The 21,654-nt window shown below is 41.5% G+C and carries 17 protein-coding genes; 9 read left to right on the top strand and 8 right to left on the bottom strand.

What is annotated here, in order from left to right:
* The first annotated feature begins 185 nt into the window (after window positions 1-185).
* From AC19MV_RS13180 to xni, 4 genes are all read left to right on the top strand, one after another.
* The gene (locus tag AC19MV_RS13180; RefSeq protein WP_498308113.1) at window positions 186-2,342 is read left to right on the top strand and encodes a tetratricopeptide repeat protein; all 2,157 of its coding nucleotides are present in this window, start codon (window positions 186-188) and stop codon (window positions 2,340-2,342) included.
* Between the two features lie 190 nt (window positions 2,343-2,532).
* The gene (locus tag AC19MV_RS13175) at window positions 2,533-4,089 is read left to right on the top strand and encodes a sensor domain-containing diguanylate cyclase (RefSeq protein WP_498308111.1); all 1,557 of its coding nucleotides are present in this window, start codon (window positions 2,533-2,535) and stop codon (window positions 4,087-4,089) included.
* 62 nt (window positions 4,090-4,151) lie between these two features.
* Complete coding sequence (gene ppnN / locus AC19MV_RS13170; RefSeq protein ID WP_498308109.1) at window positions 4,152-5,516, top strand: nucleotide 5'-monophosphate nucleosidase PpnN; 1,365 nt, start codon at window positions 4,152-4,154, stop codon at window positions 5,514-5,516.
* Entirely contained in the window at window positions 5,509-6,273 is a 765-nt protein-coding gene (gene xni / locus AC19MV_RS13165; protein WP_498308107.1) for a flap endonuclease Xni, read from the top strand. Before ppnN ends, xni begins: the two co-directional genes overlap by 8 nt.
* A 124-nt stretch (window positions 6,274-6,397) precedes the next feature.
* On the opposite strand, the gene AC19MV_RS13160 is transcribed toward xni, so the two are convergent.
* Entirely contained in the window at window positions 6,398-9,202 is a 2,805-nt protein-coding gene (locus AC19MV_RS13160; RefSeq protein WP_498308105.1) for a S9 family peptidase, read from the bottom strand.
* Window positions 9,203-9,599: 397 nt separating this feature from the next.
* Here AC19MV_RS13160 and AC19MV_RS13155 point away from each other — a divergent pair, with 397 nt between their 5' ends.
* Window positions 9,600-10,610 carry an isocitrate dehydrogenase gene (locus tag AC19MV_RS13155; RefSeq protein WP_498308103.1) on the top strand — a complete coding sequence of 337 codons (1,011 nt, stop codon included), beginning with the start codon at window positions 9,600-9,602 and terminating at the stop codon, window positions 10,608-10,610.
* Window positions 10,611-10,981: 371 nt separating this feature from the next.
* On the opposite strand, the gene rlmM is transcribed toward AC19MV_RS13155, so the two are convergent.
* The 4 genes from rlmM to AC19MV_RS13135 all read right to left on the bottom strand — a co-directional run bounded on the left by rlmM (window position 10,982) and on the right by AC19MV_RS13135 (window position 14,183).
* Complete coding sequence (rlmM, locus tag AC19MV_RS13150; RefSeq protein WP_432401623.1) at window positions 10,982-12,070, bottom strand: 23S rRNA (cytidine(2498)-2'-O)-methyltransferase RlmM; 1,089 nt, start codon at window positions 12,068-12,070, stop codon at window positions 10,982-10,984.
* 98 nt (window positions 12,071-12,168) lie between these two features.
* Window positions 12,169-12,549: a DUF423 domain-containing protein gene (locus AC19MV_RS13145; protein WP_498308101.1), complete on the bottom strand. Its 381-nt coding sequence runs from the start codon at window positions 12,547-12,549 to the stop codon at window positions 12,169-12,171.
* A 31-nt stretch (window positions 12,550-12,580) separates the two neighbouring features.
* Window positions 12,581-13,291 (bottom strand): alpha/beta family hydrolase, encoded by a 711-nt coding sequence (locus AC19MV_RS13140; RefSeq protein WP_432401619.1) that lies wholly within the window; start codon window positions 13,289-13,291, stop codon window positions 12,581-12,583.
* A complete protein-coding gene (locus AC19MV_RS13135; protein ID WP_432401617.1) occupies window positions 13,272-14,183 on the bottom strand; it encodes a transcriptional regulator GcvA in 912 nt (303 codons plus the stop codon). The genes AC19MV_RS13140 and AC19MV_RS13135 overlap by 20 nt, the downstream gene beginning before the upstream one ends.
* Before the next feature lie 177 nt (window positions 14,184-14,360).
* On the opposite strand from AC19MV_RS13135, the gene AC19MV_RS13130 reads away from it, so the two are divergent.
* The gene (locus AC19MV_RS13130; protein ID WP_432401615.1) at window positions 14,361-14,585 is read left to right on the top strand and encodes a hypothetical protein; all 225 of its coding nucleotides are present in this window, start codon (window positions 14,361-14,363) and stop codon (window positions 14,583-14,585) included.
* A 127-nt stretch (window positions 14,586-14,712) separates the two neighbouring features.
* On the opposite strand, the gene thiI is transcribed toward AC19MV_RS13130, so the two are convergent.
* From thiI to pomA, 3 genes are all read right to left on the bottom strand, one after another.
* Entirely contained in the window at window positions 14,713-16,167 is a 1,455-nt protein-coding gene (thiI, locus tag AC19MV_RS13125; protein ID WP_432401613.1) for a tRNA uracil 4-sulfurtransferase ThiI, read from the bottom strand.
* A gap of 300 nt (window positions 16,168-16,467) precedes the next feature.
* The gene (locus AC19MV_RS13120; RefSeq protein WP_498308098.1) at window positions 16,468-17,394 is read right to left on the bottom strand and encodes a flagellar motor protein MotB; all 927 of its coding nucleotides are present in this window, start codon (window positions 17,392-17,394) and stop codon (window positions 16,468-16,470) included.
* Between the two features lie 2 nt (window positions 17,395-17,396).
* The gene (pomA, locus tag AC19MV_RS13115) at window positions 17,397-18,164 is read right to left on the bottom strand and encodes a flagellar motor protein PomA (RefSeq protein ID WP_432401609.1); all 768 of its coding nucleotides are present in this window, start codon (window positions 18,162-18,164) and stop codon (window positions 17,397-17,399) included.
* Between the two features lie 387 nt (window positions 18,165-18,551).
* On the opposite strand from pomA, the gene xseB reads away from it, so the two are divergent.
* The 3 genes from xseB to dxs are packed head-to-tail and all read left to right on the top strand — an operon-like array spanning window position 18,552 to window position 21,594.
* Entirely contained in the window at window positions 18,552-18,788 is a 237-nt protein-coding gene (xseB, locus tag AC19MV_RS13110; protein WP_432401607.1) for an exodeoxyribonuclease VII small subunit, read from the top strand.
* 37 nt (window positions 18,789-18,825) lie between these two features.
* On the top strand, window positions 18,826-19,707 hold the full coding sequence (gene ispA / locus AC19MV_RS13105) for a (2E,6E)-farnesyl diphosphate synthase (RefSeq protein ID WP_498298964.1): 882 nt from the start codon (window positions 18,826-18,828) through the stop codon (window positions 19,705-19,707).
* Window positions 19,708-19,728: 21 nt separating this feature from the next.
* Window positions 19,729-21,594, top strand: a complete 1,866-nt coding sequence (gene dxs, locus AC19MV_RS13100) for a 1-deoxy-D-xylulose-5-phosphate synthase (RefSeq protein ID WP_432401603.1) — start codon at window positions 19,729-19,731, stop codon at window positions 21,592-21,594.
* Window positions 21,595-21,654 lie beyond the last annotated feature (60 nt).

Raw genomic sequence — 21,654 nt, 5'->3', positions numbered from 1 at the left:
GTATGATTCTATTTGTTTTTATTTTAAATTATGAACAATTATAACAATCTACGCTAATTTACAAAGTGGCCATTTACGACTCATTACAAAATGTATGATTAAGTCGGTAAATATGGATGGGGTTTACACGCCATTCTCGTCTGCCCAGCGTTATTTTAAGCAACACACAAAAGGGTTTAACTGCTATGCTGCGACTCGCTCACCTTGCCTTATTCATTTCCCTATTTCTCTGCTCAGTCGCGGACGCAAAAGATCTTGAACAACAAGAAATTGAATTCAAAGAAAACCCCAATAAGCTGTTAATTAAACTCTCTAAATCGACTGAGTTTCCGTTACAGTTCACCAATAAAGAAGAGTTTACTCAAATTGCCAACGAGTTAGGGTTTGATCCGGTTGAGTTACAGCGAGATTTAGAAGTCTTAGCTAGAGTCAATCTTGAAACCAATTTGAGCTCGCCGACTAAATACGACGATGCCAAAATATTAATTGGGCAACTAGACTCAATTGCATCTAACGCCTTCGATGAAGCAATGGTCATTATGCTAAAAGCGAGGTTAAGAGCACGCGAAAATAAAGAATATCAACCGATTGTTGCTCAATACATGGATGCATTAAACAAAGTCAACACAGACATGAGCCTACAAGCAACACTGTTTAAATATATTCTCCACGAACATTTAGGTGGATTAAATATGATGTTGCTACAAGCCACTCCGTCACTATCACATTATAATCGCTATCGAGAAATTGCTTACCAGCTTCACAATGACTACTTTATTGCAGAAGCAGAAACCGCACTGGGTAAATATTACAATCGTAATGGCGACAAGGCAAAATCACTACAGCATTTTAGCGAAGCATTTAGATTAGCTAATGGGGTTAATTACCCTATGTTAAAATCGCAAGCAATGATCAATCTAGCGCGTACCTATCGAGATTTAGAACAATGGGAAGATGCTTTAAAATATGCCCATGAAGCTGCTGAAATTCAGCAACAACTCGGCTTTGAAACCTACCTTGCCGAAACGCTCAATGTCATCGCAATGGTGTATGAAGGCCAAGAGAAATGGAGTAAAGCAGTCGATTATTATTTAAATGCACAACAAGTTAACGAGCGTGTCGGTAATGTTATTGCCGTCGGGATTAACTTTCATAATATTGGTGGTATTTACTCGAAACTCAATAATATTCCAGCCGCGCTCAATGCACTACAACGTGCAAATGATATTTTTAGATCGCTAAAAACCAACCATTATTTAGTCCACAATGAGTTGTTATTCACCCAAATCAATTCACAGCAAGGTAATTGGACAGAAACAATCGACCACGCTAAAAAGACACTTGAACTGGCAAAAAAACTCAAACAAACCGACATTGAAATTGAAACACTAGGTTATTTGTCAAATGCATACCGCAAAACCAATGACCTCAATGCCGCTATCGATACCGTTGAAAATATCATTACATTAACCAATAACCATGACGATGACCCAAAAGACGAAAAAGGCTACTCTGAACTCACTGAGCAAAAGTTAAAATTTGAATTAACGCTGGTCAGTAATAAACTTGAGCTGCAAACCGCAAAAAACAAACATCATCAATTCATTATCATCTTATTAGCATTTGGATTAAGTATTGCGGTGATTATGGTGATTTTTATTTGGCGAAAATTGGCCCATAAAAATACCTTATATCTTGATGCTAAGGTGATGAATCATATTGAGCCGATGTCACAAATAGCAGGATATCGAGCATTTATTGAAAAGTTAGACACAATAGACCCAGCTGAACCTCAAACATTGGCAATGATTAATATCGGTGAGCTGAATAACCTTGATATACAGCTTGGCTTAACTGAATCACGCGCATTAATGCAAAAATTGATTGTGCAAATGAGCCAGCACCTCAACACTGAAGTCTTTATGATCCGTTCAGGGCAGCTAGCATGCTACTTTAATCAACAACGCCATGCCGACGATATTTACGATGCATTAGTCATATGCCTTGAAAAATTAAACACCATACAACCCAATATTCCACATTTTGCTCAATTACATGATGTCCACCAGGCGAGTATTGGCCACATCAATTTACCCTTGTTAGCCAATCCAGACGTTAACATCAGTGCTCAATTACATTTCGAAACATTACAGTATGCATTAGCGGCTGCCATTGGCATTAAAGAGAAACCAGCTTATGTTTCATTAAGGCCACTTAATTTTGCTCCAGCCGCTATTTTTATGCCGCCACTATATTTAAATCTGACCCAAGCATTAAACAGAGGCATCATCCGAGCTGAAAGCAATCGAAATACTTTAGAAATCAATTGGCCAAAAAGCTAATTGATTAATAAACTAGCAGTTATGATTAAATAGTGAATGTTTATTAGCAATTAGATTTGTTGCACAACATTAATGAGATAACATCTATACTATATGGACTAAGAGATCATCCTTAGCACTGGGATTGCAGCACTAGGATTGTGGCACTAGATGGTTTATTACTATCTAATTAATAGTAGGCAATACAATAATGAAAGAGTCTGATACAGCGATTTCGCAAATTACCTTAATGAAGCAAAAGCTTCATGCAGCGAAGCTTGCGCTGGATGATATTAATACCGATCGCAATGACAAATTAAAAACGCTAATCCAGTTTATTAGCCATTTAAGCCTTGCCTGTAAAGGTCAAAACTTAGAGCTAGACAATAAACTGGCTAAGTTGCGTCATCATATGCAAAATTTTGAGCAAATTGATGAAGCCCTTCCTGAATTGGTTGATATAGAACGTCTACTTAAATCACAATACAGCCATACTATGTCACGCTTAGAAGACAGTCGTCTTGGCCTGACACGTGTTATTCGTCAAATTCAACGTATCAACTCAGCACCAGACAAACTCAAAAAAGAAATTAATTACTTTAAACAAGATCTCAATAAGCCTTTCCATACCGTATGGGAATACATTCCCAAGGTTGAAAAGCTCATCTTTTTTTACGAAGAGATTTTAAAACAAGAGATTTCAGGTACTGACAACTACGACATTTTGCCGCAACACATACAATTGGCCAGAGAACTGGCAGCAAAAATAGCAGAAGTCGAGTTTAGAAAAGATCAACGCGATCAAATACTGGTGATTAAAGAGGTATTACTGGGCGATATTCATGTTAATGGTTTACTCGACGCATACCAAACCATCTTAAGCTTACTACTTGATAATATTGCTCGTGAAAAAACCGCTTCACAAGACTTTTTGTTTGCCTTAAATGATGCGCTCAGTATCGTCCGTGACGTGGTTAACAACACTTATAACAACAGCCAACGCAGTGAGCAAATAAAAGGTCAATTAAACAAAGAAATTAACTTACGTGTAAGTAATGCTGATTCATTAGTGGTTGATCTTGATAATATTACCGAGCTAAAAACACAACTTACCGTACAATTATCGTCTCTACGTGATGCCCTATCGCGCAAAGAAGCGCTTGAGCAACGTGAGCAAACCATTTTACGCAAATCGATAGACTCTATGCGAAAAGAGCTTAACGCAATGAGTAACGAAGCCAACACTTACAAAGAAAAGCTGTTCGAACACCAAAAACTGAATCTATTAGATCCACTCACTCAACTGTCAAACCGCACCGCGTTAGAAGACAGAATGGAGCAGGAATACCGCAACCACGTGCGCTTTAAAACGCCATTGTGGATTGCCATAACTGATATCGATCATTTTAAAACCGTTAATGATAATTTTGGCCACAGTACGGGTGATAAAACCCTACAAGTGATTGCTATGGCACTTAAAAACTCATTGCGTGACAGTGAATTTGTGGCACGTTATGGTGGTGAAGAGTTTGTCTTATTATTACCAGGCATTACAGATGAACACATCTCACAGATGCTTAACCGAGTAAGAGAAAAGATTAAAAATATTCCGTTTAAGTTTAAAAATCAGAGAATTACAGTTACATTATCTATAGGTGCTGCACAAGTAATGGAAAATGAGACGCTCGAAGAAGCATTTGAAAGAGCCGACGCAGCATTATACCAAGCAAAAAACAACGGCAGAGACCGAGTCGTTATTGATATCTAGTCCATTGCAAAACAATGTTCTTTGGACTCGATAACAAACATTCGAGTCCAAAGGAGTTGCTTATGATCGTAAAAATTAGTCCACGCGGTAGCCTAGACCAACTGTCTCAATTAGAAGTAGAACGCCTAAAACAAGGTGCCAAAAGCGACCTTTATCAATTATATCGAAATTGCTCACTTGCAGTACTCGCCTCAGGTTTAATCAGCGACAGCTCAGAAGAATTATTTACCCGCTACGAATCTTTTAGCGTCAATATTTTGCAGCGTGAACGCGGCATTCAAATCGAATTAATTAATCCGCCCACTCAAGCATTTGTCGACGGCGAAATTATTGTTGGTATTCAAGAACACTTATTCGCAGTACTGCGAGACATTATCTACATCAGCAATAAATACGATAATTTAAAACACATTGATTTAACCAATGCCAGTCACATTACCAATGTGGTGTTTGATATTTTGCGAAATGCTCAAGCCATATCACCGATGAAAGATCCCAATGTGGTTGTCTGTTGGGGTGGCCACAGTATTAATCCTGTTGAGTATCAATACACGCGCGATGTAGGCTATCAATTAGGGCTGCGTGGTCTCGACATTTGCACCGGTTGTGGACCAGGAGCAATGGAAGGCCCTATGAAAGGCGCCACCATTGGTCATGCAAAACAGCGCATACATAATGCACGTTACATCGGCTTAACAGAGCCCAGCATTATCGCTGCAGAGCCACCAAACCAGATTGTGAATGAACTGGTGATTTTACCGGATATTGAAAAACGACTAGAGGCCTTTGTGCGCCTTGGGCATGGTATTGTTATATTTCCGGGTGGTGCGGGCACGGCTGAAGAACTGCTGTACTTTTTAGGTATTTTATTGCACAAAGATAACTGCGATAGCCCATTTCCATTGATATTAACTGGCCCTGCCCAAAGCGCAGAATACTTTACTGAAATAGATGCCTTTATTGGTGCAACACTCGGTGAAGAGGCTCAAAGTAAATATCAGATCATTATTGATGACCCGGTCCAAGTGGCCCAAATAATGAAACAAGGGATGACTGAGGTCAAAAACTACCGCAAAAATAAAGGTGACGCTTATCAATACCAATGGTCACTCAAAATAGAGCCAGAATTTCAATTACCCTTTGATCCAACCCATGAAGTTATGGCAAATTTAAACTTATACTTTCAAGACAACAAAGCAGAACTTGCCGCTAATTTACGCAAAGCATTTTCGGGCATTGTTGCGGGTAATGTTAAAAGCGACACGATTAAACTTATCCAACAACACGGGCCTTTTAACATACAAGGTGATGTGCAACTCATGCACATGATGGATAACCTGTTAACGGCATTTGTAAAACAACAACGGATGAAATTACCAGGTAGCGCGTATGTGCCCTGCTACAACATAATAAAAACCAATGAATAAACTGCTGATTATCGATGGATTAAACCTTGTGCGCCGTATTCACGCAGCGCTACCAGATGAAAACGACATAGAGAGCGTTCAACAACGCTCTCTGGCTGCATCACAAAAAATGTTGCTGCAACATCAACCTACTCACGTTATCGTCGTGTGGGATGGTAATGAGACGTCTTGGCGCAAGGTTCTGTATGACGATTATAAAAAAGGCCGCAAGCCAATGCCCACCGCATTAAGCGAAGGGCTGGCAAAAATCAAAACGACATTAGCAGACAATGATATTCACTCATTTGATGCACAATCGGAGGCAGACGATGTTATTGCTACGATAGCGACCAAAGTGATAAGCAATCATGGTGAAGTGGTTATCGTGTCAACCGACAAAGGTTTTAGTCAACTCCCTACTAAAAACCTCACCTTGTGGGATCATTTTAATCAGCAAAAGTTTGATATCCATCAATACGAAAAAAAACTCGGGGTTGAACAATATCAGTTCCTCGACTTTATCGCGCTTGCTGGAGACAGTGGTAATAAAATTCCGGGAATTACCGGTATAGGGCCCAAATCGGCTGCCGACTTACTCAACAAATTTAGAACTCTTGCCAACCTATACCAATCGCTTGATAACCTGGGTGCTAAACAGGCACAAAAACTGGCTGAGGGAAAAGAAATGGCGCGAATTAGCTACAAGCTTGCGCAGCTACAAACTGATATCCCACTCAATGTGAACTTAAAACAATTTAGAGCAAAAAACGCTGAGTAATTCATATCACACACGTAAAACAGCTTAACAAAAACGCCTCAGTATCATTGATATTGAGGCGTTTTGTTTTAATATGAACGTTTAATATGAACGTTTAATCTTAAGGTTTTTACCACATTGTGGATTAATCGGCTTTTTTATACTCTTGGTAGGCTTCACCTTGAGATAGCCATTGTGGTGCTGGTTCACCTTTTAAATAATGGTCAAAGTATTGTTTCATTTTAATACTGTAATCCAATTTATTGGGGTATTTTTTCAAATGATGCGGCTCATCTTGATATTGTAAAAACACTACGTCTTTGCCTGCTCGGCGCATCGCTAAATACAATTCCACACCTTGCTCCCAAGGCACTGCATCATCTTTATCACCAAACATAATCATCATCGGTGTTTGAATACGATCGGCATAAAAGATAGGTGAATTTTCAATGTACTTTTGCGGGGCTGCAAATAAACTAGCACCTATGCGGCTTTGACCCGTTTCGTATTGGAATTGACGCGCTAAGCCCGAACCATGACGAATACCGCTATAAGCACTGGTCATATTTGACACTGGAGCGCCAGTGACCACAGCCTTAAATATGTTGGTTTGAGTCACAGCATATGCACTTTGATAACCGCCCCATGAGTGACCCTGGATCCCGACAGCATCGGGATCTGTCACGCCCATCTCAATGAGTTTTTGCACACCTGCGGTTAATGCTTTAACAGACGAAATACCAGGATAACCAATTTCAAAACGGATATCGGGTAAAAAGATGGCATAACCATTGTCTGCATACCAAGCAAAATTAGGACGATGATTCAACTTCATATCAGGGAAAGCATGCAATCTGTCGCTCATAAAACGGTAAAAGTACACCATGGTTGGATACGCTTTACCCGCTTGGTAATGGGTCGGTTTAATTAAGACGCCATCCATTTTTACACCATCGCCATCACGCCAATGCACAAGCTCGGCATTGCCCCAAGCAAAATCGTTACGTTGAGCATCAAGTGTGGTGAGTTGCTTGGCACTTTGTACATTATTGACATCAGCACTGTATAAGTCTGGATACACATCGTAGCGCTGTTTAGAAAAGACCACGGTGTTAGCATCATTAGCGCGGGCTAATACGGTTAACTTACTGTCGCCACTGGTCATTGCACGAACACCTTGTTTACCCACTGTCGCAGCGTAAAAGGTATCGGCTTTAGTTGCATGGCTGTAACCTTGTAACAACAGTTGTTGGCCCTGAGTTATCGTCGCTGGTAGCCGCTTCTTTTTGACTAAACCCACAACTCTAAATTGCGTTTTACTCTTACGTCCCTCTCCATTTGTTAGCATAAAACCGTTATGTGACGATGTATCAAATTGCCACATATCGTATTTATCATAGAAGGTCACACCGCTATCATCTGCTAACCAAGGGCCAAACCCGTATCCTGGTGCTTCAATGGGATAATCATGGTCTTCATCGGCGAATGGCGTGCTGATGTGTTGTGTTAAATTAACCTTACGACCAGACATAATATCGCGTAAATACACACTGCCCTGCTGGTAATAAGCCAGATATTTAGCATTTGGCGACAATGTCGGCATGGCATCACTCGGCTGCTGTATCAATATTGGCTGTTTTTTGCCTGTGTTCAAATTAACCAGATACACATCGCGGTAAAAACCGGCCCAAGTGACCATTTTTTGATACGGTACATCTGAGCTTGCTAACAAATAATCGGCTTGTTCACCATAAGTAACATCTGGCACCGTTTGGTCAGCTAATTGCAGCATTTTATTGGTATCAAGGTGTAAGACGGCCAAATAAGTACGTTTTAGCTCTTTTGCGTATTCTTTAACCTCTTGCGGTTTAATTTTCGCATCGTCGCCATGCCACACTCTCAACTGCTTTTGCGCAGTGATAACCTCGGGGTTGAATACATCTTCAGCGTTAGTGTATTTTGCTTGTTCGACTTGCTGAGCCACACTCGGCACTCGACCAACAAATAAACGTTGATTATCTTTTGAAAACTGCACACTGGAGTATTGGTTGTAGCTCCAACGATTATCTTTACCATATGTACGCTGCTTATTACTGCTAGTATCAAACACTACAAGTTCATGCTCACGGCCATAACGCTCAACAGCGGCGTTACCTTTGGTCAATGCAACAAAACGTCCATCGGGACTAATGGCTAATGATTCAAGTTGCTCGTTATCGCTGTTAAATACGCTTTCGCTGGTCAATGAGTCAAGCTTAACCAAAGTCAGGTTATGCGATGTTGGTTGCTGCTGATTTTGTAGTACCGCTAAGAACTTACCCGCTTTATCAAACGCAAATTGCGTGACGTTGTTTAGCGACAGTTGTTCATTGGTTGCAAGTTTGACCAACGTAATTGAAGTGCCTATATCTTTTTTATCAACAGGCTTTTCGGCTTCGGCTTGCTCAGCAATAACGTTTTTATCTGATTCCACAGCCGATGTTTCAGCTTTTTCATCATCCGCGTCGATAGGTTTGTATTTCACCAATAAATAAGCACCATCGTCACTGAATATAGCGGTATCGACATTATCAAATTGTTGTTGTGTACCATTGTCTGTGGCTAATAACACCACAGAGTGAGGTAAATCGTCGCTTTTCTCTGTTTCTCGTTCAAACAAAGGCGCTTCTATATTCGCAAGCACAAAGCGACCATCTGCACTCACTTTAACATTGCTACCATGCTCAATTTGATATTGCTTATTGCTATCACTAAAGCGCACCAATGCACGGCTATCACCGCGGTCAGGCATTGCTTGTACCGCGATTACCTTGCCATTATCTGACACAACAGGTTGCTGCAGCGTTTCAAACTTCATTATATCGTCAACGGTTAATACCCGAGGCGCCGCAACGCTTGAAGCACTAAAAGACAGGCATATCGCCAATGGAATTAAATTAAATACCTTCACAGTTTCCTCTAATTATTATCATGTTGGATGGTCTGTTTTTTTTAATGGCTGACAAGCAGCGTCATTAAATCGATGATCATTCGACCAAAGTCGTCTATATAAAAACGCTTTAGCGAATAAGCTATTCGTGGTCAATATCTGACTCTGGTTACCAATAGCCATTGTCGTTCTCAGAAAAATCCAAATCGAACTGATTGAAAGTTCATAGTAAAACAAACAGATTAGGATTGACTTAAAAATAACGGAAATAATGTGATAACACTCACTATTTTCTGTAAATAAACGTTAAAAGTCGTTAAAATACGCCGCAGAAAAACGACGGATTTTATCGTCGTCTGACCGTAGCAATGATGCGGTTCAATACTCGCTGTAACCACAACCGTGGAAAGGACTATTCATGTCAAAACGTACAATTACCGTAATCCCAGGTGATGGGATTGGACCTAGCATTATCGATTCAGCCTTAAAAATCCTCGACAAAGCAGGATGTGACTTTGAATACGAATTTGCAGATGCCGGGTTAACTGCACTTGAAAAGCACGGTGAACTATTACCACAACGTACATTAGATCTTATCGAAAAAAACCGTATCGCCTTAAAAGGTCCATTAACGACGCCTGTGGGTGAAGGTTTTACTTCAATCAATGTCAGTCTTCGTAAAAGGTTCAGCTTATACGCTAACGTTCGCCCAGTGAATTCTTTTAAAGGCACGCAAGCACGTTACGAAAACATCGATATCATTACGGTTCGTGAAAATACCGAAGGCATGTATTCAGGTTTAGGCCAAAAAGTATCAGATGACGGCCAAACGGCTGAAGCAACTAGTATTATTACTCGCCAAGGCGCTGAGCAAATCACCACATTTGCTTATGAATTAGCCCGTAAAGAGAACCGTAAAAAAGTCACTATCGTGCATAAAGCAAACATCATGAAATCGACTTCAGGTTTATTTTTGAAAGTCGCGCGTGAAGTGAGCCTTCGTTACCCAGACATTACAACTGAAGAAATGATTGTTGATGCCACCTGCATGAAATTAGTCATGAGCCCAGAAAACTTTGATGTGATTGTGACCACTAACTTATTTGGTGACATCTTATCTGACTTATGTGCTGGTCTGGTTGGCGGTTTAGGCATGGCACCTGGTGCTAACATTGGTCGTGATGCCGCTATTTTTGAAGCCGTACACGGCAGTGCACCTGACATAGCAGGTAAAAACCTTGCGAACCCAACGTCAGTAATTTTAGCATCGATTCAAATGCTAGAATATTTAGGCATGTCAGACAAAGCCATCATGATCCGTGATGCCGTTGCTGCTGTGATTGAAGAAGGCGATCGTACAACTCGCGATTTAGGCGGTACTCACGGTACGACCGACTTTACCCAAGCTGTTCTTGATCGTTTAAGTTAATCATACCACTTCGTATTAATAAGTGACCTCTCAGAATGCGTCCAGCGGTTTTTGATTAAGGCGGCGTTATGTCGTTAATGCTTGTTCCCTTTCAAATAGCGAGAACGCAGAGCAAAAGCGGCTGAGGCATTCCTTTCAGGCGAGTTTTAAAAGGGCTTACACTGCGTTGCATGACTTCGAAAGAGAATAACTATTCATTCAGTCATGCGCCTTATTTAAGCCCTTTTAAATTCTCGCTGAGTCATCACTTATTAACGCGGAATGTTATCACTTCTTTTTCTACAAGTTTTTAAGCTTAACAAAAAGCCCGCTGATAATAATTATCAGCGGGCTTTTTATTGCTTAAGTAAAATCATTAAACGTAACTAAGGTTAAGCGTAACTCACACCCTTTTCAGGGAATAACCATAAGTGTACGGTCACTTCATCACGGTCATGATATAAGTGCTTACACTGCATTTTAAATTCAATTTCGTTCTCAGTTAAAATGGTGCTCATGGTTTCTAAAATGGTGCTGACTTCTTTGTAACGGCTCTTCATTGGCAGTTTAAGATTAAAGATGGCCTCTTTAAACCAGCCATTAATCGCCCATGCTTCCATTAGCTCAGCGACTCGAGCCGGCTTTTCAACCATGTCACACACTAACCAATAAATGTTTTTACGTGGTGGTTCAAAACGAAACCCATCAGCTCGGTAATGTTTAACCTGGCCTGTTTCCATTAATTTAGGATCCATTGGGCCATTATCAATAGCAGCAACCATCATACCGCGGCGAACAAGTTGATATGTCCAACCACCAGGGCAAGCGCCCAAGTCAACAGCATTCAAGCCACTGCGACAACGCGTTTCTTGCTCTTCCTTAGTTAAAAACACACCAAAAGCTTCATCGAGTTTTAAACTAGAGCGGCTCGGTGCATCGTTGGCCATTTTTAAACGTGGAATACCCATAAAGTGTGGAGAACTGTTACTACTTAACGAATAACCCGCATAGGCTTTACCTGGGCCAATAAAACACACATGAATAATAGGACGACGATCATTATCTGCATTGAGTAATGCGCCACTTTTCTTTAAACCTTGACGAAGCGGTACCGTAAATTTACGGCAAAAAGCTGACAGCTCTTTAGCTTCATTGGTGTCTGGAGTTTCAACGCGTAAATCGCCACATTTTGATAACTCTGATAATGCAGCAACCACTGGGCTAACACGATCTTGCTCAGGTAAATCCGACAACAACTCGCCCGCAGCAAACATTTGTCTGGCGAAGACCAATGAACTTAGCGCCAAATCTTTAGCTAAAGTATCCGCCCCATCCTCTTCAAAACACTGATAAATAACATAAGCATCATTAACGTTGGTTTTAACAAAGCCACCAACATTGAGTTCTGCTGCACGTTGTTGAATTTCTGCCGCACAGTCTTTTTCATAGCCTGAACGACAAAATAGGAATAGGTTTTTCATTTGGAGCCTTAACGTAAGGATGGTCGCATAGAATCGCGAGACAATAATCTTGCTATTATACCCAAAAAAACGTCAGGGGGGAGAATTTAGGTGTTCCGTTATTTATCGGTTTTTGATTGCCAGACAGCGACAGCAAATAGCACCCACCCTATTAGTAAACACAAACCCCCCATAGGGGTTATTGGCCCAATCCATTTCGCGCCAGTAAAGGCATATAAATACAACGAGCCTGAAAATAGCACCATACCGGCAATGAAGCTGTAAGCTGCCCAATTGAGTAATTTAGAGGTAATCCAATGACCCGAAAAGGCTAACACGATCAATGCAAAAGTATGATAAAACTGATACTCAACACCGAGTTTAAAAATGTTCACCAACTCTGGTGGTGCGATTGCTTTTAGTCCATGAGCACCAAATGCTCCCAAAGCCACCGCTAAAAATCCACTTAGGGTTGCGACAAGCAACAAGCTTTTATTCATGTCATTATTCCTATCGAATACTTAAAAAGAGTTAACCATTAGAAGCAATAAATTGACTGATACTGTTTATCGCCAGTTGCATATTACCCGCTAAGGTATAACCGGACGACTTTCGGGGTTGTAAGCTGTGATCGCCATCGCTCATCCAGCATAATTGCGTCTTTTCTGTTAGCGTCCAGGCAGGGATTTGTTCACGGCCACCAAACTTATCTCGCTCACCTTGAACGATAAGTATAGGTAATGGATTAGTTTGAATAGGCGCTAAACGAGGTTCGCCACCTTTTAACGGAATAAACGGATAGCCTAAGCAAATCACGGCGCTAATGTGAGCAGCGATATCTTGCGCTTGTGATGACACAAAGGAGTGTTGTTTGCTGGTCAATATAGCCGACATTCGTCCGCCCATTGATTTACCCATAAGTACAATACGTTTAGGCGCAATTAGCCCTTGCTCAATTTTATGTCCAACGTCTATCAACACTTGTTCAAAATGATGCAGCAATTTGGGCGCGCGATCGGGTGGTCGACGTTTACCATCTTGCATATTCGCTTGCATATACAAAAAATTGAATCGATACACTTGAAAGCCCGCTGTGACTAATTGGTCACTCATATTGACCATAAACTCATGGTGCATATTCGCGCCGGCTCCATGAGCAAAAATGATCAAGGTATCACTTTTAGCCCCTTGTAAAACATAATCTTGCGCCAGTTCGGTTTGACTATCCGGTAAGCAACTCACTGCGCGACTCCTCTGCAAACATGTCGACCATCCATTCTCTGAATGCTGAAATTTTGCCAATTTCAGAATGATTTTGCTGGCAAACAAGGTAATACGCGTCTTTACTGACTAACACTTCAGGAAACGGGCAAATTAAGCGCCCCGCTTTAATATCTGGCCTTGCCAATACGCTGTAGCCTAGCGCCACGCCTTGCCCGTGAGCAGCAGCCTGTAGCACTAGTGACGAGTGACTGAATATCGGCCCCTGGTTAACGTTAATGTCGGTAACGCCGCACTGCCTAAACCATGCTTGCCAGTCCTGGCGACTAGAGTCATGCAATAAAGTATGGAACTTTAAATCACTGGGCTGAGATAAAGGCTTCGGGCCATTAAGTAATAATGGAGAACATACAGGAATGAGCACTTCATTACGTAATTTGTCTGCACGTAAGCCAGGCCAGTTACCTTGGCCGTAATAAATCGCCACATCGACATCGTCGGTTAACGAACTTGCGTCACTGTCTACGGCTTTAATACGCACGTCGATATCAGGGTTTTTCTCGCTAAATTTTGCTAAACGAGGCACCAACCATTGGATCGCAAAACTGGGAGACATGCTAACCGTTAATGAGCCAACAGCACTGCGCGCAAGCAAGCGATTTGTCGCTTCACCCAGCTCAATAAAAATATCTTTGATGTCGAGAAAGTAACTTTGACCTTCTTCTGTTAACAATAATGATCGATTCTTACGTCTAAACAGCTTTAGCCCTAAAAAATCTTCTAATGCTTTAATCTGATGACTTACTGCGGCTTGAGTGACGAACAACTCTTCTGCGGCGCGGGTAAAGCTCAGATGCCTTGCTGCGGCCTCAAATGCTTTCACCGCATTTAAGGGGGGCAATCGTCTAGACATAGTGATCAATCTCTCGTTTTATAATTAGTTTTTCTAATGATTATCGTTATTTTTTGTCGCTTGTAAAGAACACTGTGTTTGGTTAAATTAGCATCATTGAAAATACAGTTGGACAATCTCTACGACGTTATCGGGATAGTCCGGCAAATGTGACACATTAGCCTGGAGGCTCACCCAATGTTCAACTTAAAAACGATTGCTGCATTAATTCTGACATCCATCATTGGATTGACTACTGCACAAGCAACAGAGCTAGAACCTATCAACATGATCGATTTGCATGCTGAATTATCTCAAAGCATTGAAGCGATGAAAGTTGACATCAATGATGATGTTAACAGCATTTTAGTTGCAGACAATGAAGAAGCACAAAAAACTTCTGAAGCGACCCAGGCAAACTAATTTTCGCTCAGCGCGCAGACAATAAAAAACCGCATTTAATGCGGTTTTTTATTGTCTGTAAGTTTTTATTGTCTGTAAATCATCTACCAATCAATAACGCCATCAGCATTATTGATTGGCGTTATGTTTATGGACGGTAAACTTTAACGTTCGTATAACCCTGCTCAATTAAATACAACGCTTGCAGTTTACTCATCACACCACGGTCACAATACAGAAGATACGTTTTGCTCTTGTCTAAATCAGCAAACTGAGTCGCTAATTTAAAGAATGGGATCGCTTTCACCATCACGTTGTCCAGCGTTAATGGTTTACGCTCTTCTTCTTCCGGTGCGCGCACATCAATGACAATCTCGCCTGAAGCCACATCTTTCACCGTTTCAGTTTCAGTGACTTGCTTATTCATTTCAGCTTCAATGTCACGGATATCCATCACCACAGCGGCCTCAATAACACGGTCAATTAAATCCTCAGAGAATTTAAGCTCTTCTTTTTCCACTTTAGATAAAATCGCTTTTACGGTTGGTTTTTGTGAAATTACACCACAATATTCAGGGATTGATTTAGCAAAATCTTCAGTGCCAATCACGCGGCTCTGATTAATAATATCTTGCTTGTCCATTGCAATTAGCGGGCGCAAAATCAATAAATCAGTACTGCGATCAATCACATTTAAGTTGGTTAATGTCTGGCTTGATACTTGACCTAAACTTTCACCCGTCACTAACGCTTGGATGCCAAATTTGTCAGCGATACGAGTTGCGGCGCGCATCATCATACGCTTTAACACTACGCCCATCTGGCCATTATCAATACGTTCAAGAATTTCAGCCACTACAGGTTCAAACGGCACAGACACAAAACGTACCTTGTGAGACTCGCCATACGTTTTCCACAAGTGGTAAGCCACTTGCTTTACGCCAATCTCGTGCTGAGCACCACCAAGATTGAAGAAGCAGTAATGAGTACGGGCACCTTTTTTAATAAACTGGAAACTCGATACGCCTGAATCAAAACCACCAGAAATAAGCGATAACACATCTTCTTGAGTCGCCATAGGAAAACCACCTAGACCTGGAATTCGACGTTCAACCATGTATAACTTGTCTTGATCAATTTCAAGATTCACTGTTACGTCTGGATTTTTAAGTTTTACGCCCAGCGCGTCGGTGTGTTGGTTTAATCCGCCGCCAACATACCGTTCAACTTCAATAGAATTAAAATCATGGTTACCTGAACGCTTCACTCGCACACAAAAGGTTTTACCCGCGATTTCATCACGGTATTTAGGCAACACTTGCTGATAAATATGATCGATTGAATCAAAAGCATATTCACTCACCTGCACAACATGAGCAATACCTGGAATACAGCCTAAACGCTCGGCGAACGCATCGACTAATTCAGGTTTATTGACTGGTACTCTCACTAAAATACGATCATATAAACGTTGTACTTTGGCTTCTTCATCAACCTTTTTCAGCACGTTACGAATATTAGTTTCGAGCATTTTGGTAAAACGCATTCTTACCGACTTGCTCTTCATCATTATTTCAGGGTACAGCTTTACAATAAACTTCATGGGGTGTCCGCAGGCATAACTTATCCCTTAGCACAGACAAAGTGTGGCTCGCTAAAAGGAGTTGTAATACGTTGATTATAAATTAAAAAAACAGCTTACAGATTTGATGCATCACAGTTTATTAATAAACCAAAGCCAAAACGTAAGCAATAATTCGCGGATTATACCAAAAGCTGACTATTAACCAAACATATTCACCGGTTAATCATGTATTTTGTGCAGACAACACAGTTAATACACATTCATATAACAAAAAAGCGCAACCTGTTTAGGCTGCGCTTTTTTTGTCAGAAAACCATCTTATTGATCTACGGTTATCTCATCTGATTCTTTTGCTTTACCTTGTTCAATAGAAATCTCCACTCGACGATTACGAGTGCGATTTTCATTGGTATCATTAGGCACAAGCGGTCTATTTGACGCTTCACCCACAACCTTCATCCGCGTTTCATCAAATCCTGATACGCGTCTCAACTCATCCGCTACGGCAACAGCACGTTTGCTTGATAACTCCCAGTTAGAACTATAAAGCTCGTTACTAATATGGGCGCCATCTGTATGGCCAGATACCGTCACAATACCAGGTACATCTTTAAGTAGCTCACCAATGGAGCGAACAATCGGTTTAAATTTAGGCTGTAAAAAACCAGAACCTGAAGCAAACGAGCCTTTTTCACGAATTCGAATAATGATTTGTTGACCTAGCGATTCAATTTCAATGGCGCCGTCAACGATCTCTTCGTTGAGTTTTTCAGCCATTTTTTTCACTTGTTCATTAATGTTTTCTTGTGCAGAAGCGGCATCTTTTTTGACCGCCTCAGCGACTTCCTGAGCCGTTGCTGCAGCATTACCACCACGCTGATCACCACTTTGTTTTTGTGTGCCGCCAGCGCTGTCTTCTTCGCCGGCTTGATATTCAATTGTCGGCTGAGTCATTTCGTTAGTCTGCTGATTAATAATTTCAATCGGCGTGGGATCAGGTCTACCAGGGCGAAACTCAAGCGCAATGACAGATGTTCCTTTGGGAATATCTTTTACTTCAACCTTATTTTGCACCCCAAATGCATACTTCATGGAGCCTGCTATTTGCTTAAACTTTAAAACGTCCATTTCTGCAAATGACAATAACAACACGAAAAAACACATCAACAACGACATTAAGTCAGCAAAGGTTGCTAACCACATCGGGGCGCCAGGAGGTGGACATTGACACTTGGCCTTAGCCATGACTATTCTCCGTCTGTCGTGTTAACTTTGCGTTGTTTCTCCGCGAGGTAGTTTTTGAGGAACCCTTCTATCACACGTGGATTTTGACCATCTTGAATAGCTAATACGGCATCCATAATGAGATTACGATTAAGCATCTCTTCGCCCATGCGCAGAGCAAGCTTATCCGCCATAGGTATTGCCACCATGTTAGCAATCATTGCCCCATAAAGTGTGGTCAATAAGGCAACGGCCATCGAAGGACCAATCGATTTAGGGTCTTCCATGTTAGATAACATCGCAACTAAACCCACGAGTGTACCAATCATACCCATCGCAGGGGCTACATCACCAAATGCCCTAAAAATACTTATCCCTGTTTTATGGCGTTCCTCAGTCAAGGCAATGTCTTTTTCAAGGGCATTACGGACAACATCACCGTCATGACCGTCGACAAGCATATCAACAGCTCTTTGCATAAAAGTATTGGTAATGACCGCTTCTTCTAACGCTAAAAACCCACCTTTACGCGCGGCATCAGCCATAGTAACTGATTGCTCAATCAAATCTTCTGGTTTATCAATTTTGAAAATAAACGTTTTTAGTCCAATTTTTACAGCACCTAGGAATTGGCCTAAGTTAAATTTCATCATCACCACAAAAATAGAGCCGGCTATAACAATTAATATTGAAGCAACGTCAATAAATAGGCCGATACCGCCACTGGTAACCATGGCACCGATAATAAACCCAAACGCGCCGATAATACCTATTAGGGTAGCTAAATCCACAACCTCTCCTCAATCGCAGTGATGACTCTGCTTTATTGTGCGCTTTATTAAGTGCAATTTATAATGACGTTTTAGCACAGCTAACATTGATAACAAGCAATCTTAATCTCAATCGTTATGCATTACTGTAAAAGTTGCAATACTCTCTTTAGATAACATGCCCGTTTTATATTACATGATGGTATCAATCTAACAGCAGTTTACGCTATCGATTTAAAATCTTAACTCTTTATCGGACAAAGTTGGCTCAAGTTTAGCCCGTTTTTAAGGTTTCTAAAAAAAATTCAATAACAAAGCGTGCTGTTGAGCAAATAACCAGCGACTGTATTTGACCGATACGCTGGGCTGATATACCTTGTCACTCGCGCCAAGAGAGGAATATTAACCGTGGCTAAAAAACCAGAAAATCTCAGTTTCGAGCAATCTTTAACAGAACTCGAAACCATTGTAGCTCACTTAGAACAAGGTGAAGTCTCACTAGATGACGCGCTCAAACAATTTGAACGTGGTATTACCTTAGTGCGTCAAAGCCAAACTAAGCTTGAACAAGCTCAACAAAAAGTGTCTATTTTATTAAATGAAAATGATGTTGAATTAGCACCATTTTCAGTCGAAAGTGAATAATCGTCAATCATTTAGGTTGAAATATAGGTCTTAATACGTGTTAGCTGAAGCGATAAAAACTTACCAAAAACGAGTTGATGCTGTTCTGAGTGAACATTTAAATCAACTTGATGATGCCGCGCCTCACCTTAAGGCGGCCATGTTGCATGGTGCGTTATTAGGCGGTAAGCGAATTCGACCGTTTTTGGTTTACAGTGTTGGCGACATGCTCGGGGTCAATATTGACGCCCTTGATAAAGCGGCTGCAGCCATTGAATGTATTCATGCTTACTCATTAATACACGATGATTTACCCGCAATGGACAATGACGCGCTCCGTCGTGGCCAGCCGACCGTTCATATTGCTTTTGATGAAGCTACCGCCATTTTAGCCGGTGATGCCTTGCAAACGCTGGCGTTTGAGATCATTACTGCGCCATGTGAAACACTCACCCCAAGCCAACAATTAGCGATGGTGAGCGCATTAGCCAAAGCCTCGGGTTACCAAGGCATGTGTGGTGGTCAGGCGATTGATCTTAGCGCCACAAATCACAGTATAAATTTACAACGCTTAACTGAATTACATAATAAAAAAACCGGTGCGTTAATTAGTTGCGCCGTTGAACTTGCATTAATTACTGCCAATTTGCCAAAAGTGCAGTACCAACTAATGATGCAATACGCCCAATCATTAGGATTAGCGTTTCAAGTTCAGGACGATATTTTAGATATTACCGCAAGCACGGAAGAGCTTGGAAAACCTCAAGGCAGTGATGAGCAATCCAATAAAAGTACCTTCCCTAAACTACTGGGTCTTGATGGTGCAAAGGCCTGTGCGGAACAACTAATACAAGATGCACTATCAGCGCTGACTAAATTGCCATACAATAGCCAGTTAATTGCAGACTTCGCCCGTTATATTATTGAGCGAAGATTATAATAAGAGTCAGAAAATCTCGCTATGAGTTTCGATATTTCTAAATTCCCAGTACTAGCTCAGGCTAATACACCAGAAGAATTAAGGAAGTTACCGCAAGGTTTACTTCCACAAGTGTCTGATGAACTTAGACAATTCTTACTTCAGTCTGTTGGTATTTCCAGCGGACATTTTGCGTCTGGCTTAGGCACAGTTGAATTAACTGTGGCACTTCATTATGTCTATAACACCCCATTTGACCGTTTGATTTGGGATGTCGGCCATCAAGCCTACCCACATAAAATTTTAACCGATCGCCGTGAGCGCATGCACACCATTAGGCAAAAAAATGGTCTGCATCCTTTTCCGTGGCGTGAAGAAAGTCAATACGATACCTTTAGCGTTGGCCACTCTGGCACATCTGTTAGTGCCGCATTAGCCATGGCAGTCGCCGCAGACAAAGAAGCGGTTGGGCGTAAAGTCGTGGCCGTTATTGGTGACGGTGCGATGACCGGTGGCATGGTATTTGAAGCCATGAACCACGCTGGAGACTTGCATAAAGACATGCTGGTTGTATTGAACGACAATGAAATGTCGATTTCAGAAAATGTGGGTGCATTAAACAATCATTTAGCTCAGTTGATGTCTGGACGTTTTTACACCACCATCCGCGAAAGCAGTAAAAAAGTGCTTAAAGGAATGCCTGTCATTAAAGAAATGGCTAAGCGCACCGAAGAGCACCTTAAAGGCATGGTCGTTCCGGCTACGTTATTTGAAGAACTAGGCTTTAATTACATTGGCCCAATCGATGGCCATGATGTGGACTCGCTGGTAGAAACCTTGCGTAATATGCGCAACCTCAAAGGCCCTCAAATGCTGCATATTATGACCAAAAAAGGTCGTGGTTATGAACCTGCAGAGAAAGATCCTATCGGTTGGCATGCGGTGCCGAAATTTGACCCTAGCCTATTTAAAAAACCAGCGACAAAACCCGGATTACCAACTTTCTCGCAAGTGTTTGGTAAATGGTTGTGCGATGTTGCCGAACAAGATGATAAGTTGATGGCGATAACGCCTGCAATGCGTGAAGGCTCTGGTATGGTTGAGTTTTCACAGCGTTTCCCTACGCAGTATTTTGATGCGGCTATTGCAGAGCAACATGCGGTGACACTCGGTGCTGGATTTGCCTGTGAAGGCCTCAAGCCTGTTGTCGCAATTTACTCCACCTTTTTGCAGCGTGGCTATGACCAATTAATCCACGATGTGGCCTTACAACGTTTACCTGTGCTATTTGCAATAGATCGTGGTGGCATAGTAGGTGCAGATGGCCCGACTCACCAGGGTGCATTCGATTTAAGCTTTATGCGCTGTATTCCGAATATGGTGATTATGGCGCCGTCAGATGAAAACGAATGTCGCCAAATGCTGTACACCGGCTATTGTTACCAAGACGGCCCTACCGCTGTGCGTTATCCTCGAGGTAGTGCGACTGGTGCTGAGCAGGTCGAAAAAATGACAACCTTACCTATTGGTAAAGGGCTGTTAAAGCGTCAAGGTAAAAAAATTGCCATTATTAACTTTGGTACCACATTAGCCGCCGCACTAGAGGCAGCAGATCAACTTGATGCCAGTGTCGCTGATATGCGTTTTGTGAAGCCACTTGATGTTGATTTGCTAGCTGAACTGGCAAACAGCCATGATGTGATTATTACCGTTGAAGAAAATGCGGTCATGGGTGGTGCAGGTTCTGGCGTACTCGAAGCACTACAACAAATGCGCATTGTAAAACCGGTGTTATTAATAGGTTTGCCTGATGAATTTATTAAACACGGTGCACCAGACGAAATCACAGCAGAATTACAGCTTGATTCAGCAGGGATTTTAGCGCAAATCCAGGCGTTTATTGCATAGCTAACGTGAATTTTAGTTCGCTAGATTGAATGGCAACTATAAAAAAAGGACTGAGAATTC

The sequence above is a fragment of the Shewanella sp. MF05913 genome (assembly GCF_059758095.1).
This window is presented reverse-complemented; position numbering and strand designations above follow the sequence as displayed.

Excerpts from the sequence above, each read along its gene's own strand:
- AC19MV_RS13175 (WP_498308111.1), top strand. The coding sequence starts at position 2,533 with ATGAAAGAGTCTGATACAGCGATTTCGCAAATTACCTTAATGAAGCAA.
- AC19MV_RS13135 (WP_432401617.1), bottom strand. The coding sequence starts at position 14,183 with ATGTCTAGACGATTGCCCCCCTTAAATGCGGTGAAAGCATTTGAGGCC.
- AC19MV_RS13155 (WP_498308103.1), top strand. The coding sequence starts at position 9,600 with ATGTCAAAACGTACAATTACCGTAATCCCAGGTGATGGGATTGGACCT.
- thiI (WP_432401613.1), bottom strand. The coding sequence starts at position 16,167 with ATGAAGTTTATTGTAAAGCTGTACCCTGAAATAATGATGAAGAGCAAG.
- AC19MV_RS13180 (WP_498308113.1), top strand. The coding sequence starts at position 186 with ATGCTGCGACTCGCTCACCTTGCCTTATTCATTTCCCTATTTCTCTGC.
- AC19MV_RS13120 (WP_498308098.1), bottom strand. The coding sequence starts at position 17,394 with ATGGCTAAGGCCAAGTGTCAATGTCCACCTCCTGGCGCCCCGATGTGG.
- xni (WP_498308107.1), top strand. The coding sequence starts at position 5,509 with ATGAATAAACTGCTGATTATCGATGGATTAAACCTTGTGCGCCGTATT.
- dxs (WP_432401603.1), top strand. The coding sequence starts at position 19,729 with ATGAGTTTCGATATTTCTAAATTCCCAGTACTAGCTCAGGCTAATACA.
- rlmM (WP_432401623.1), bottom strand. The coding sequence starts at position 12,070 with ATGAAAAACCTATTCCTATTTTGTCGTTCAGGCTATGAAAAAGACTGT.
- ppnN (WP_498308109.1), top strand. The coding sequence starts at position 4,152 with ATGATCGTAAAAATTAGTCCACGCGGTAGCCTAGACCAACTGTCTCAA.
- AC19MV_RS13145 (WP_498308101.1), bottom strand. The coding sequence starts at position 12,549 with ATGAATAAAAGCTTGTTGCTTGTCGCAACCCTAAGTGGATTTTTAGCG.
- AC19MV_RS13130 (WP_432401615.1), top strand. The coding sequence starts at position 14,361 with ATGTTCAACTTAAAAACGATTGCTGCATTAATTCTGACATCCATCATT.